This window comes from Synechocystis sp. IPPAS B-1465 (genome assembly GCF_003015225.1).
GTDB lineage: Bacteria > Cyanobacteriota > Cyanobacteriia > Cyanobacteriales > Microcystaceae > Synechocystis.
The window spans coordinates 1,915,979-1,929,044 of the sequence record NZ_CP028094.1 but is presented as its reverse complement, the minus strand read 5'-3'; the positions used below and the strand labels follow the sequence as shown (position 1 = coordinate 1,929,044).

Sequence of the window (13,066 nt, the reverse complement as noted above, 5' to 3'; positions counted from 1 at the left end):
CTCCACATCTGGCACTTTATCATAGGCCACCCCCCTGGGGATCGGGTTGCTAAATTGGCTACCAAATGCCTAGAATTAATCCTTCAATGTCTGAAATCACCCCAGGGTGAGCCATTGCCCTGATAACAATTTTTGTTAAGATTGGGTTCGTTCCCCCCCCCAACTATTATTTCTTAAAAAATATGTTTGCTCTACCCATCCTGGCGGTTGCTGGCACGTTTCCCACCTACTTTGTAGCGGTCTATGTTGTGGGTTTGGTGGCGGCGGTGTCCATCGGTTTGGTGGCCTGGTACAATTCCAAACGCCCTGTGGGTTGGGAAAGATCAAAAAGACCAGATTTTATTCCCAAAATTAACACCGGCAGTGATTCGGAGCCACCCCAATTCACCCCTCCGGAAAACTTAGTAGAATCTCCATCGACCCTGGAGGCGGAAACTGGGGAGGTGGAATCCACCCCTGCCAATTCTCAGCCGGAATAGTTGGACATATTTTCTAGAAGTTTTTTAGAAGGGGAAAGTGAGTTGTACAGTGCCACTTACACTAGGAGCCCCAGCCCCACCACTACCGGGAGTAGGTAAAACCGTCAGCACCGGTTGAATAAATAAATTACCCACCAGATGGTACTGGGCATAAAGCTGGATCATGGTTTCGTAACTATTAAAGCCGTAGCCCGCTAGGGGATTAGCATTTAGCCTGGCCCAGGAAAAACCGAAACCGTAACTGTCCAACGGGCGATCGCCAAAGGGGGCAATGAAAGTTAAACCAAAGCCGAGGGAACTATGCATTAAAGCTGTGCTGGAGCTGTTCCAACCACCTTGGACAAAGCCAACAATACCGTTTTGATCTTCGCTATCCCGGAATTTACCTAGTTTTTGCACCAAGTAAGCATACATGCCCCCCGTTTGGGCTTCAAATGCGCCCCCAGGGGCCGTTAGCGGACCACTCTGTCGCCATCCCCCTACCGCCACACTGCCCCAACCGGTTGCCGGATCATCAGCGTAGGGAGTCCAGGTTCCCCCCACTTCTGCCACGCTGAACAACGCACCGGAAAAATTAGGCCAAGTTAAACCCGTTTGTACTCCCTGTGCGCCTCTGCCGTCATAAATTCCCGCTTGGGTGTACCAACCATTGGGAGTAGCGGGATTGTCGCCGGGGGCACCCCAGGATTTCCATGAACCATATAAACCAAAAGCTGAATTGTAGTAGCCGGGAATGAAGCCCAACATGGCCGGCCCTACAAATACGGGAGTATAAATTAAGCCGGTGGTGGAAGTGAATAATTGCGGATTGGTTTGGGTCACAAAGGGTCGCCCCACATAACCAAAATTCATCGAAGGGATTAACTTGCCCACCCGAAAAGAAAGGCGATTATCAAGAAAGGTTTGATTGAGCCAGAGTTGGTACAATTCCGTGCGATTCAAAGGGGGCCCGGCTTCAATGGAGTTATAGCCCTGGACAGAACCTGCCGCAAAGTTGACTGGTTGGCCGTTATATTGCAAACCTTCCACTTCAAAAAAAGCATTTTTCCAACCCACTGCTTTTTCTAAATCTATTCCCAAACCTAAAATTAAAGCTCCATTAAAATCGGTGGAACCAGGCTGATTGCCGCCGGAAATTTGTTGACTAATATTGCCCATAAAAATGCCCCCTAAACGAAGGGGACTGTTTTCGTCTAACCCTAACCATTGACCTAGTTGTCCTGTACCCACTAACATGTTAGAGGCGGCGGGGTTGCCACTGATAGCGACTACGGATTGATGGGGTTCATGATGGTGATCATGGTCTGGGTCAAAATTGTTTATCTGTAATATCTGGGCATAATGCACAGCCTCTTCTTGCCAGTCCCCTAATTCTCCTGGAGTTAAAGCTTTTAAAGGACTGATTCTAACATCTTTAGCAAAATGAAACTGGGATTGTTTATTAAGAAATATATCTATATTTTCTTTGTTTTTACTATTATTTTGATCATCAAATTCTATTTCTGTAACTAAATTTATCTTGCCAACTTCCTCTTCTGGCATAGACTCGGCCAGAATTTTCGACTGGGGAAAGATGGCGATCGCCAAAGTGAGGCTAAGCTTAAGCCAAGAATAGTTAGAATTTGCAGAAAGAAATTTAGAAAACAGTATTAATCCTAAATCCTGCACACCAAAAAGCAAATAATAAAAAGTCATGATGGAGAAGGGATGAGTCGAGAAAATAGTGCGAAAAATAATAAAGCTTTTTTGATATATTGAGACGCTTCAGACAACTTCAATTATTAAAATACAAACACCATTACTCTGCAGATAAACAGCAAATATAAAGCCACTATTACACTTCCCCAAAAGTCAATTTTTTCTTTATAATATTTTTGCGGGTAAAGCCAAAAACGCATCATTTTTTGAATAACTGGAATTACAAAATATTGAAGCAAAATACAGGAGCACAAGGTATTGATTAAAAGAACCACAGGTAATGGAAAAATATTTAGAAAACCAAGGAACTTAGTTTGGATAAGCACCATAGGATATAATCCCATTTCCACTATAAGAGGCATTTTCCATTGGGCTAGTGTTGTTGGTTTTCCTGCAACATCAAACCAACTAGAAAAGCCGCTGGGAAACTGACTCACTACGGATTCCTCGTAAAAAGAAGAGCCCTCTTCAATTAATACTTCTCTTTCTGGAGAATTGAGCCAGTGGTTAAGATTATCCAAGTTATCGAACTGAAAATTAACAATCCAGGTTTTGTTATTGGCTTTTTGTTCTATGATTGATGGCCGAATATCTGACTCAATAAAGCCAGGAAACTTCCTCATTGTTTTATTAATTTTGTCATTCCATTCGAGCCAATTTGCTTCATTTTCTGGCTTTAGAGTGGTTGTAATCAGCATAGAAGCTTTTTGGGTAAAATTTGACAAAAACTGTCTTTTAGATAATTGCACATAAGATTTATGAGATAAGAGAATCTTAAATTCTTCCGAGTTTAGATAGTGGTTAAGATTTTTTTCTTGGGCAAATTGAATAATTGTTAACCACTCAGTTCTAGTTTCTGGAATAGGAGCTAAAAAATCAGCATTAATAAAACCAATTTGTTGTTGGGCAGACAAAATTAGTTGCCTTTGATCAGCCAAGTATTTTGGCTCATCTTCAGGGGCAACTAATTCAGCAAAAAGCACCGTATTAACGCATTCTTTATTCTCTGGATTAGAGTATTTATCCATGACTATCTAAAAAACAAACGAAAAGTGCTCGCGACAAAAATCAATAAATTTTAATGAATTAGTAACTTAATTTGTCCAGTGAAGTTGGGTAATGGTAAAAGTTTTAAAATTTTATAATTCATCAAATTTATTTCCAGAAAAAATAAGATTAATCTAAAGGAATGTCTGCATCTCCTTTACTGGATTGATACACATCAGACATTTCAGCATAAACAGCCTTTAGATTTTCAATGCGGTCCAGAAAAGACCGCTTTAATTCTCCTTGATAGCCATCAACTAGCTTGACCAAATCATGACTTTTCCAATAGTAATTATCATGGGAATAGTCCCCATTTTCTACCTTGAATACCTCTTTTAAGATACGCAGGTCATGGGGAATATTAAATGAATCACGAGAATCTTCAAAACTAAAAAGATAATAAAAATTATCGTATCCGCCCCAGGTAATAGCTGATAAACAAAGTGAACAGGGCTCGTGGGTGGCAAGAAAAATGCAATCCCGGGGATTAGGACGCTTTTTCCGGGGAAGTTCATAGAGTTTTTTCATGGTGTGGACTTCACCATGCCAGAGAGGGTTTTCCGTTTCTGTATTCGTACTGGATACTAACGTTGATAGGTCTTCCTTTTTAAGAATTGCCGCACCAAATAGTTTGTTTCCGGCTTTAACCCCCTCCCGGGTTTTAGGAACAATATCCTGTTCAATCACTGAAAGTAAGCGGTCAATAATTTTAGATTCTGAAAATGACATGATTTTTTTTACTTTACCTGCTAACAATAAAGTTAATGTACATTTCTGAAAAAAAGATGTCTCAAGATTTAATCAAATCTTAATAAAAATTAATAAAGCCATATAGCAAAAATCGCATAGATTAGGACATAGCATAGATTAGGACATAGCATAGATTAGGACATAGCATAGATTAGGACATAATATAGGAAAAAGATAAAGATAAGGAAAAAGCGATGCCAGCCCCCTACAGTATTGACCTGAGAGAAAAAGCAGTAAGTGCAGTGGAAAGAGGTGAGAAAAAAAGCCAGGTGTGTAGGACGCTAAACATTAGTCGCAACACATTAGACCTATGAATTAAGAAAAAGAGGTATATGGGAAGTGTATGCCCAGTAACAGACTACCATCGTGGTCCACAGCCGAAAATAAATGATTTAGATAAATTCAAAGAATTTGCGGAGGAGAATAGTCATTTAACTCAAAGGGAAATGGCGGAGAAATGGCCCGAGACGCTCGGTAAAACAAGAATAGGTCAAGCTTTAAAGAAAGTAGATTTTACCAGAAAAAAAACTTATATTTACAGGGAAATAGATGAAGAAGAAAGGAATGTGAAAATGAGCTCAAGCAATATGCGCCAGAAAGATTGACTTATATGGGTCAAGCTGGTCTAGATGATACCCTGGACTACCCCTATGGTTACTGTCATAAATCAGAGGGATTTAAGGGGACTAAATTAGGACATAGAACCAAGAGAGTCAGCATAATAAGTTGTTGGTAGAATGGAACTACAATAGCTCCAATGATATTTGAAGGATACTGCAACGCCCAAGTAGTATGCAGGTGGATAGAAGAAATGTTGTTACCAGAGTTAATACCAGGTCAGATACTAATTATGGATAATGCAAGCTTTCATCCGAAAGAAAGAATCAAGGAATTGTTAGCAAAAGCTGGGTGTGAGGTTATATTTTTACCACCATATTCACCGGACTTGAACAAAATTGAGAAGTTCTGGGCGAAACTAAAACGTTATGTTGCCCAACTGGTTAGTAATGGAGAATCGCTGATTGCTGCATTGGATATAGCGTTGAGAGAGCTGTCCTAACTATCTCATTCTTTGCTTATTTGGCGCCTTGGCAGGGGAAAAAGACCCCTGGCCATTGGTTGCCCAACAATTAGCGGAAGCGGTGGCCGGTCAAACCGTAGAGGAAGGCATACTATTTTGTTGGACGGGAACGGGTGTCTCCATTGCGGCCAATAAAGTACCGGGTATCAGGGCCGCCCTAGTGAGGGATGCGGAAACTGCCAAGGGAACCCGTTGGTGGAACGATGTCAATGTGCTGGTAATGAGTTTACGGGCCACTTCCCCGGCGATCGCCAAGGAAATTTTGGCCGCCTGGTTTACGGAACAAGTCAAACCGGAAGAATTGGATTGTATTCAACTGGTGACGGCGATCGAGCAAAAATATTCTAGCCAAACCTAATCCAAGTAAGCATTCCACCGTCCAGTCAAGATGTTGCTGACCACAACTGGGGCTAATTAACCACCGGGGCAGTAGGGGCCGCATTGGTGCCAGTGGGGGTGGGTCCCTCAAACGGAGAAGCTACAAAACCCAATTCATAAAGCTGTTGGTAGGATTTTCTGCCCAAGTCCGTGGTGGGATTCTGGGAACGGATAATTTGTAGCAACAGGGGCACCGCCAAAGCTGGTTCGTTGTTGGCTCGATGTACTAGAGCTAAACGGTAGGTAGCTTCATCCCGCAGTTGACCAGTTTCCAGAGCGGCAATTCTTTGTTCTTCAAAAATAACCGTGTTAATGCCCGAGAAACTATTAGCTAATTGCAGATGAAAGTTGGACAATTGGTTAAAAATCTTGCGGGCTTCCTGTAGTTTTTCCAGAGCCACTGTGTACTGGTTAAGATTAATAGCCTCATTAGCTTCATTCATTAAGCGACGGCCGGCGCCCACGCTCAAGATACTACCTTCTTGGTTGAGGGGACGAAACTCCCTAGAATTTTCGGGACCACTACCCTCGATAATCACTTCCTCCACCTCCGTGACCCCCTGTCCCCGGACTGACGGAGTCAAACTGGAGACCACGGCAAGGCCGCAGACAGTTAAAGCCAATATGTGCACAAGACGTTGAAGCATAGTCAAATTGGGGAAGGGCAAATGTAGGAAGGTAGTTCAAGGCAAACTGCAACGTATATTAACATTCCCGGTTGATCTCTTTAGGACACCATTGGTTTACTTTTGCCATTGCCAAGGCCACTGGTCTTTTCCTCTCCGGCCCCAGGGGAAATTTGTTTTACCCCAATCCATTCTCCCCGAAGAATTTCCGTTCCCAACTCCTTGTCAAAGTGCTTTGTGGCCGATGTCCCGTCGGTAATACATACCATCAAAGTCAATTTGTTCTACTCCCCGATAGGCAGTGGCGATCGCCGTGGATAAGTCTTTTCCTAGGGCGGTGACTCCCAATACCCGGCCTCCATTGGTCAAAACTTTGCCTTCCTTTAATTCTGTGCCAGCATGGAATACCTTAACATCTTGAGCTTCGGCTTCAGCCAAACCATTGATTTCATCTCCTTTGCGGTAACTGCCGGGATAACCACCAGCGGCCACCACCACACAAACAGCATTACCGGAATGCCATTGCAGAGGTCCCAATTGCTCTAGGTTTTGTTCCACACAGGCCATCAATACCTTTTCTAGAGGAGTGGCCAGGAGGGGCAACACCGCTTGGGTTTCAGGATCACCAAAACGACAGTTATATTCCAACACTTTAATTTCCCCGGTGGGGCTGACCATTAAGCCGGCATATAATACTCCCCGGTAATCAATGCCCCGTTTAGCTAAAGCGTTAGCAGTGGGCTGTAGGATTTGTTTTTGCACCTGGTCTATGACCGCTGGCGGGGCGATGGGAGCAGGGCAGTAGGCTCCCATGCCACCAGTATTGAGCCCTTGGTCTCCTTCCCCAATGCGTTTGTGGTCCTGGGCTGGTAGCAGGGGAATAACTGTTTTGCCGTCACAGAGGGCCAGCACGGACACCTCTTCCCCCGGTAAAAATTCCTCCACCACAATTTTTTCAAAGCCCTGGTCAAATAATTCGGCGATCGCCGTGGTTGCTTCGGCTGAAGTTTGGGCCACAATCACCCCTTTACCAGCGGCTAAACCGTCGGCTTTCACCACAATGGGAGCTCCCATTTTCGTGGCATAGGCCTGGGCTGGAGCTGGCTCAGTGAAAGTTTCCCCAAAAGCTGTGGGCACTCCCGCTTCGATTAATAACTGTTTAGTCCAAGATTTACTCGCTTCCAATTCTGCCCCGGCTTTGGTGGGGCCAAAAACTTTTATACCCAGTGCTTGTAATTGATCGGTCAACCCCAGGGTAAGGGGCAATTCCGGCCCCACCACTACTAAATTAATCTTTTCCGTTTGGCAAAATTCACAAATTTCCCCCAGTTGATCCACGGCGATCGCCACATTTTCTGTTTTCGGTAACCCAGCAGTACCGCCATTTCCCGGCAAGCAATAGCAATGGCTCACCTCCGGCGATCGAACTAACGACCAAGCCAAAGTATGTTCCCGTCCACCGCTACCAATAACTGCCACTTTCATGGACTGTAACCTCTACAACTGCTGGAAAAATTATGATAAATTAGCCGTTCTCAAGATTAACAGAATGGCCGGAGTTGACTGGAGTTATTTATCTCCGCCCCCCCACTTTCCATGGCTGAACAGCATTTAATTATTTTCACCCGTTGGCCAGAACCCGGAAAAACCAAAACTCGCCTGATCCCTGCCCTTGGCTCTAGGGGAGCGGCCAAGCTACAGCAACAACTGACGGAACATACCGTTCAAACCGCCCATAATTTTCGCTGCCAAACCGATGCCCCTTGTCAAATAACTGTTTTTTACACTGGCGGAACTAGACAGCAGATGGAACAGTGGCTAGGAACTAATTTTTGTTATCAACCCCAAGGAACTGGAGATTTAGGCGATCGCCTGCAACAGTCTTGCCAGTGGGCCTTTGGGCAGGGAGGCAACAAAGTTGTGATTATCGGCATTGATTGCCCTGGTATTACTCAAGAACTACTCCAAACCGCCTTCACTGCCTTGGATAATTACCCGGTAGTGCTGGGGCCGGCCCTGGATGGCGGTTATTATCTAATGGGCTTGACCAACTTCAACCCAGCCTATTTCGAGCAAATTGACTGGGGCACTGGAGTCGTTTACCAACAGACCTTGGCAAAAATTGTCCAAAATGGCGATCGCCCTTACGACTTACCAACCCTACCGGACATAGACCATCCCACGGACTTGCAATACCTACCCGTCACCTTCATCGCAGCAGATAAAACTTAGGTTGACAGCGCTAAATAGGCAGCGGTATGATGAAAATTTGTCGATGATTTTCTTATCTATTAGGAGAACGATCCTAATTCCCACTATATTTAACACATGCCAACTATCCAGCAGCTAATTCGTAGCGAACGCTCGAAGGTACAGAAGAAAACTAAATCCCCTGCCCTCAAGCAATGTCCCCAACGGCGGGGAGTCTGCACTAGGGTTTACACCACCACCCCCAAAAAGCCCAACTCCGCCCTCCGGAAAGTGGCCCGGGTACGCCTCACCTCCGGGTTTGAAGTAACTGCCTATATCCCTGGCATTGGCCACAACCTGCAAGAACACTCCGTAGTACTAATCCGGGGCGGTCGGGTAAAAGATTTGCCTGGGGTTCGCTACCATATTGTGCGGGGCACGTTGGACGCCACCGGAGTTAAAGACCGCAAACAGGGTCGCTCCAAATACGGCACCAAACGGGAAAAAGCGAAGAAATAACTTTCCCAACTTTCCATTAGCCTAGCCGCCCCTGTCCAGTGAAGGTGTAGCTGGCTTTACCACTCCCCTTACTTTCGGCAACCCAGCCCGAAACGTTTGGCAGTAATCACAACTTTTAATCGTTATCCAGAGCAAAAAGAGTAAAAAGTTATGTCTCGTCGTGGCAATGTCAAAAAGCGCCCTGTGCCCCCGGATCCCGTTTACAACAGCACTCTGCTGAGTATGACCATCCGTAGGGTAATGCGCTCCGGCAAAAAATCCTTAGCTTCTAGCATTGTTTACAATGCCTTGGCCTCCGTTGGTGAGAAAACTGGCGAAGATCCCTTGGAAGTGTTTGAAAAGGCAATCAAAAACTTGACTCCCCTGGTGGAAGTTAAAGCCCGCCGGGTTGGTGGTGCCACCTACCAAGTACCCATGGAAGTTCGTCCTGCCCGGGGAACTGCCCTAGCTTTACGTTGGTTGGTGCATTTTTCCCGTGCTCGGGGTGGTCGCACCATGGAAAGCAAATTGGCTAACGAAATTATGGATGCCGCCAATGAAACCGGTGCCGCCATCAAAAAGCGGGAAGAAACCCACCGCATGGCCGAAGCCAACAAGGCCTTTGCCCATTACCGCTACTAGGCAATAGGCAAGGCAACATTGATACAGGTTTGGGGTTGAGTTGCCCCCACGCCTCCCTGGGTTAGTTTTCAGGAAAATTCCCCCTAGATTTAGTTGCAGATCTAGAAAGGTCGGGGAAAACGTATAGAATTGTTAATGGCCTCCCGTTTTCCCTTGGGAAAGAGAGAGCTTGTTTTTGGTCGAACCCCCGGTTAGGAGTAAACTTTATGGCTCGCACAGTGCCCCTAGAACGAATACGTAACATTGGTATCGCCGCCCACATTGATGCGGGTAAGACCACCACGACGGAACGGATTCTGTTCTACTCTGGCGTGGTTCATAAAATCGGTGAGGTTCATGAAGGTACGGCAGTAACGGACTGGATGGCCCAGGAAAGGGAAAGGGGCATCACCATCACCGCCGCCGCTATTAGTACCGATTGGTTGGGGCATCATATCAACATCATTGACACTCCGGGGCACGTGGATTTCACCATTGAGGTGGAGCGCTCCATGCGAGTGTTGGACGGAGTAATTGCTGTATTTTGTTCCGTGGGTGGAGTGCAACCCCAATCAGAAACAGTGTGGCGTCAAGCGGAACGATACCAAGTGCCCCGCATTGCCTTCGTCAATAAGATGGACCGCACCGGGGCTAATTTTTTCCGGGTCTGTCAACAGATTGGCGATCGCCTACGGGCCAATGCGGTGCCCGTTCAAATTCCCATCGGTAGTGAAGCGGAGTTTGAAGGCATTGTGGATTTGGTGCGCATGAAGGCCTATTTATACAAAAACGATCTGGGCACAGATATCCAGGAAGTTCCCATTCCCGATTCAGTGAAGGATAAAACGGAAGAATATCGCCTGCGCCTAGTGGAATCGGTGGCGGAAGCAGATGATGCTCTGATGGAGAAATACTTGGAAGGGGAAGAGTTAACCGCCGATGAGTTAGTAGCCGGCCTGCGCCGGGGAACCATTGCTGGGACCATGGTGCCAGTGCTTTGTGGCTCCGCATTTAAAAATAAGGGAGTTCAACTTTTACTCGATGCGGTGGTGGATTACCTCCCCTCCCCCCTAGAAGTGCCGGCGATCGAGGGACATCTACCCGATGGCGAAGTAGCCACCAGACCGGCGGAAGATAAAGCTCCCCTGTCAGCTTTGGCCTTCAAAGTAATGGCGGACCCGTTTGGCCGGCTCACCTTCGTGCGGGTTTATTCCGGCGTGTTGGAAAAGGGCAGTTATGTATTGAATTCCACCAAAGAGAAGAAGGAACGCATTTCCCGATTAATCATCCTCAAAGCCGATGACCGCATTGAGGTGGACCAGTTAAATGCCGGAGATTTGGGCGCAGTGTTGGGGCTCAAGGATACCCTCACTGGGGATACCCTTTGTGATGACCAAGAGCCGATTATTTTAGAATCCTTGTTTGTCCCCCAGCCAGTTATTTCCGTAGCGGTGGAACCAAAAACTAAACAGGATATGGATAAGCTTTCCAAAGCTTTACAATCTTTATCCGAGGAAGATCCCACTTTTCGCGTCAGTGTCGATCCCGAGACCAACCAAACGGTAATTGCTGGCATGGGAGAATTGCATTTAGAAATTCTGGTGGACCGCATGCTACGGGAATTTAAGGTGGAGGCCAATGTGGGTGCTCCCCAAGTAGCCTATCGGGAAACCATCCGTAAGGCAGTACAGGCAGAAGGTAAATTTATTCGCCAGAGTGGGGGCAAGGGCCAATATGGCCATGTGGTCATTGAGGTGGAGCCTACCGAGCCAGGGACGGGCTTTGAATTTGTCTCTAAAATCGTCGGTGGCGTTATTCCCAAGGAATACATTGCCCCGTCGGAACAGGGGATGAAAGAAGCCTGTGCTTCGGGGGTATTGGCGGGCTACCCGGTCATTGACCTCAAAGCCACCTTGGTAGATGGGTCTTTCCATGATGTGGACTCATCGGAAATGGCCTTCAAGATTGCTGGTTCCATGGCAATCCGGGAGGCTGTGGGCCAAGCTGACCCTGTGCTCCTAGAGCCGGTCATGAAAGTCGAAATTGAAGTTCCTGATGACTTCATGGGCAACGTGATCGGTGACCTCAATGCCCGTCGGGGCCATATTGAGGGCCAGGAAACGGAGCAGGGCATAGCCAAAGTGGCCGCTAGTGTTCCATTGGCGGAAATGTTTGGCTATGCGACCGATATCCGGTCAAAAACCCAAGGCCGGGGTATTTTTTCGATGGAATTTAGCCATTATGCAGAAGTACCCCGTAATGTTGCCGAGGCGATCGTCGCCAAAAGCAGAGGCTATGCCTAAGCCGGCAGTTCTCCTAGGACTGCAATCTGTGTAGAAACAATCAAAGGACTTATTTATTCATGGCACGCGCAAAATTTGAACGGACGAAAGACCACGTAAACATTGGCACCATTGGTCACGTTGACCACGGTAAAACCACCCTAACGGCGGCGATCACCATGACCTTGGCGGAATTGGGTGGTGCCAAAGCCCGGAAATATGAAGATATTGACGCGGCTCCTGAGGAAAAAGCCCGGGGCATTACCATCAATACTGCCCACGTTGAGTATGAAACCGATAGCCGTCACTATGCCCACGTAGACTGTCCTGGTCACGCTGACTATGTGAAAAACATGATCACCGGTGCTGCCCAGATGGACGGTGCGATTCTGGTGGTTTCCGCCGCTGATGGCCCCATGCCCCAAACCCGGGAACACATTCTTTTGGCTAAGCAAGTAGGGGTTCCCAAACTGGTGGTCTTTTTGAATAAGAAAGACATGGTGGACGACGAAGAACTGCTGGAATTGGTGGAACTGGAAGTTCGTGAATTGCTCAGCGACTACGATTTCCCCGGTGATGACATTCCCATCGTTGCTGGCTCTGCCCTCAAGGCGATCGAAGGAGAAAAAGAATACAAAGATGCGATTCTTGAACTCATGAAAGCCGTTGACGACTACATCGACACCCCTGAGCGGGAAGTTGATAAGCCCTTCTTGATGGCGGTGGAAGACGTATTCTCCATCACTGGTCGTGGTACCGTTGCCACCGGTCGGATTGAGCGCGGAAAAGTTAAAGTTGGCGAAGAAATTTCCATCGTCGGCATTAAAGATACCCGTAAAGCCACTGTTACCGGTGTGGAAATGTTCCAAAAAACCCTTGAAGAGGGAATGGCTGGGGACAACGTGGGTCTGCTCCTCCGGGGGATTCAAAAAGAGGACATCGAACGGGGTATGGTTTTGGCTAAACCCGGTTCCATCACTCCCCACACCGAATTTGAAGGGGAAGTTTACGTGCTCAAGAAAGAAGAAGGTGGCCGCCACACTCCTTTCTTTGCCAACTACCGCCCTCAGTTCTATGTACGGACCACTGACGTAACCGGTACCATCAAAAGCTACACCGCTGACGACGGCAGTGCTGTGGAAATGGTTATGCCTGGGGATCGTATCAAAATGACCGTTGAGCTCATTAACCCGATCGCCATTGAACAGGGGATGCGTTTTGCTATCCGCGAAGGTGGTCGTACCATCGGCGCCGGTGTTGTTTCTAAGATTTTGAAGTAGTCCTTAGAACAACATTCATGATGTAGTTGGTGTTGGGTTGGTTACGGTAAGTTTTTTCTGACTGGGCCAGCCCCACTGACTATTCAACTTTCTGAACCTTGACAATTAAACAGTCCGCTAATTCTGAGTTAAATTT

General features: G+C 46.7%; 14 protein-coding genes. 9 read left to right on the top strand and 5 right to left on the bottom strand.

What is annotated here, in order from left to right; translation table 11 throughout:
- The first annotated feature begins 182 nt into the window (after positions 1-182).
- Positions 183-479, top strand: coding sequence for a photosystem II assembly protein Psb35 (psb35, locus tag C7I86_RS09175; RefSeq protein WP_010872953.1), 297 nt, complete (start codon positions 183-185; stop codon positions 477-479).
- 24 nt (positions 480-503) lie between these two features.
- Here the strand turns inward: psb35 and C7I86_RS09170 are convergent, their stop codons facing one another.
- The 3 genes from C7I86_RS09170 to C7I86_RS09160 form a co-directional block, all read right to left on the bottom strand.
- On the bottom strand, positions 504-2,174 hold the full coding sequence (locus C7I86_RS09170; protein ID WP_010872952.1) for a carbohydrate porin: 1,671 nt from the start codon (positions 2,172-2,174) through the stop codon (positions 504-506).
- 86 nt (positions 2,175-2,260) lie between these two features.
- Complete coding sequence (locus tag C7I86_RS09165; protein ID WP_010872951.1) at positions 2,261-3,205, bottom strand: hypothetical protein; 945 nt, start codon at positions 3,203-3,205, stop codon at positions 2,261-2,263.
- Between the two features lie 148 nt (positions 3,206-3,353).
- Positions 3,354-3,953, bottom strand: a complete 600-nt coding sequence (locus C7I86_RS09160; RefSeq protein WP_010872950.1) for a nucleoside deaminase — start codon at positions 3,951-3,953, stop codon at positions 3,354-3,356.
- Positions 3,954-4,306: 353 nt separating this feature from the next.
- On the opposite strand from C7I86_RS09160, the gene C7I86_RS19165 reads away from it, so the two are divergent.
- From C7I86_RS19165 to C7I86_RS09150, 3 genes are all read left to right on the top strand, one after another.
- A complete protein-coding gene (locus tag C7I86_RS19165) occupies positions 4,307-4,579 on the top strand; it encodes a hypothetical protein (protein ID WP_020862321.1) in 273 nt (90 codons plus the stop codon).
- A gap of 152 nt (positions 4,580-4,731) precedes the next feature.
- Positions 4,732-5,034: a transposase gene (locus tag C7I86_RS19160; RefSeq protein ID WP_010872949.1), complete on the top strand. Its 303-nt coding sequence runs from the start codon at positions 4,732-4,734 to the stop codon at positions 5,032-5,034.
- Between the two features lie 55 nt (positions 5,035-5,089).
- Entirely contained in the window at positions 5,090-5,413 is a 324-nt protein-coding gene (locus C7I86_RS09150; RefSeq protein WP_071822672.1) for an RpiB/LacA/LacB family sugar-phosphate isomerase, read from the top strand.
- 52 nt (positions 5,414-5,465) lie between these two features.
- Here C7I86_RS09150 and C7I86_RS09145 read toward each other — a convergent pair whose 3' ends face one another.
- Positions 5,466-6,080: a hypothetical protein gene (locus tag C7I86_RS09145; RefSeq protein WP_010872947.1), complete on the bottom strand. Its 615-nt coding sequence runs from the start codon at positions 6,078-6,080 to the stop codon at positions 5,466-5,468.
- Between the two features lie 204 nt (positions 6,081-6,284).
- Positions 6,285-7,544 (bottom strand): phosphoribosylamine--glycine ligase, encoded by a 1,260-nt coding sequence (gene purD / locus C7I86_RS09140; protein ID WP_010872946.1) that lies wholly within the window; start codon positions 7,542-7,544, stop codon positions 6,285-6,287.
- A gap of 111 nt (positions 7,545-7,655) precedes the next feature.
- Between purD and C7I86_RS09135 the strand changes: the two genes are divergently transcribed.
- From C7I86_RS09135 to tuf, 5 genes are all read left to right on the top strand, one after another.
- Entirely contained in the window at positions 7,656-8,291 is a 636-nt protein-coding gene (locus C7I86_RS09135; RefSeq protein WP_010872945.1) for a TIGR04282 family arsenosugar biosynthesis glycosyltransferase, read from the top strand.
- A gap of 96 nt (positions 8,292-8,387) precedes the next feature.
- Positions 8,388-8,768 (top strand): 30S ribosomal protein S12, encoded by a 381-nt coding sequence (gene rpsL, locus C7I86_RS09130; RefSeq protein ID WP_010872944.1) that lies wholly within the window; start codon positions 8,388-8,390, stop codon positions 8,766-8,768.
- 150 nt (positions 8,769-8,918) lie between these two features.
- Positions 8,919-9,389 (top strand): 30S ribosomal protein S7, encoded by a 471-nt coding sequence (gene rpsG / locus C7I86_RS09125; protein WP_010872943.1) that lies wholly within the window; start codon positions 8,919-8,921, stop codon positions 9,387-9,389.
- A gap of 206 nt (positions 9,390-9,595) precedes the next feature.
- Positions 9,596-11,671 carry an elongation factor G gene (gene fusA / locus C7I86_RS09120; RefSeq protein ID WP_010872942.1) on the top strand — a complete coding sequence of 692 codons (2,076 nt, stop codon included), beginning with the start codon at positions 9,596-9,598 and terminating at the stop codon, positions 11,669-11,671.
- Between the two features lie 59 nt (positions 11,672-11,730).
- Positions 11,731-12,930 carry an elongation factor Tu gene (tuf, locus tag C7I86_RS09115; protein WP_010872941.1) on the top strand — a complete coding sequence of 400 codons (1,200 nt, stop codon included), beginning with the start codon at positions 11,731-11,733 and terminating at the stop codon, positions 12,928-12,930.
- Positions 12,931-13,066 lie beyond the last annotated feature (136 nt).

Excerpts from the sequence above, each read along its gene's own strand:
- C7I86_RS09160 (WP_010872950.1), bottom strand. The coding sequence starts at position 3,953 with ATGTCATTTTCAGAATCTAAAATTATTGACCGCTTACTTTCAGTGATT.
- C7I86_RS09165 (WP_010872951.1), bottom strand. The coding sequence starts at position 3,205 with ATGGATAAATACTCTAATCCAGAGAATAAAGAATGCGTTAATACGGTG.
- rpsL (WP_010872944.1), top strand. The coding sequence starts at position 8,388 with ATGCCAACTATCCAGCAGCTAATTCGTAGCGAACGCTCGAAGGTACAG.
- C7I86_RS19165 (WP_020862321.1), top strand. The coding sequence starts at position 4,307 with ATGGGAAGTGTATGCCCAGTAACAGACTACCATCGTGGTCCACAGCCG.
- C7I86_RS19160 (WP_010872949.1), top strand. The coding sequence starts at position 4,732 with ATGATATTTGAAGGATACTGCAACGCCCAAGTAGTATGCAGGTGGATA.
- psb35 (WP_010872953.1), top strand. The coding sequence starts at position 183 with ATGTTTGCTCTACCCATCCTGGCGGTTGCTGGCACGTTTCCCACCTAC.
- purD (WP_010872946.1), bottom strand. The coding sequence starts at position 7,544 with ATGAAAGTGGCAGTTATTGGTAGCGGTGGACGGGAACATACTTTGGCT.
- C7I86_RS09145 (WP_010872947.1), bottom strand. The coding sequence starts at position 6,080 with ATGCTTCAACGTCTTGTGCACATATTGGCTTTAACTGTCTGCGGCCTT.
- tuf (WP_010872941.1), top strand. The coding sequence starts at position 11,731 with ATGGCACGCGCAAAATTTGAACGGACGAAAGACCACGTAAACATTGGC.
- C7I86_RS09170 (WP_010872952.1), bottom strand. The coding sequence starts at position 2,174 with ATGACTTTTTATTATTTGCTTTTTGGTGTGCAGGATTTAGGATTAATA.
- fusA (WP_010872942.1), top strand. The coding sequence starts at position 9,596 with ATGGCTCGCACAGTGCCCCTAGAACGAATACGTAACATTGGTATCGCC.
- C7I86_RS09135 (WP_010872945.1), top strand. The coding sequence starts at position 7,656 with ATGGCTGAACAGCATTTAATTATTTTCACCCGTTGGCCAGAACCCGGA.
- rpsG (WP_010872943.1), top strand. The coding sequence starts at position 8,919 with ATGTCTCGTCGTGGCAATGTCAAAAAGCGCCCTGTGCCCCCGGATCCC.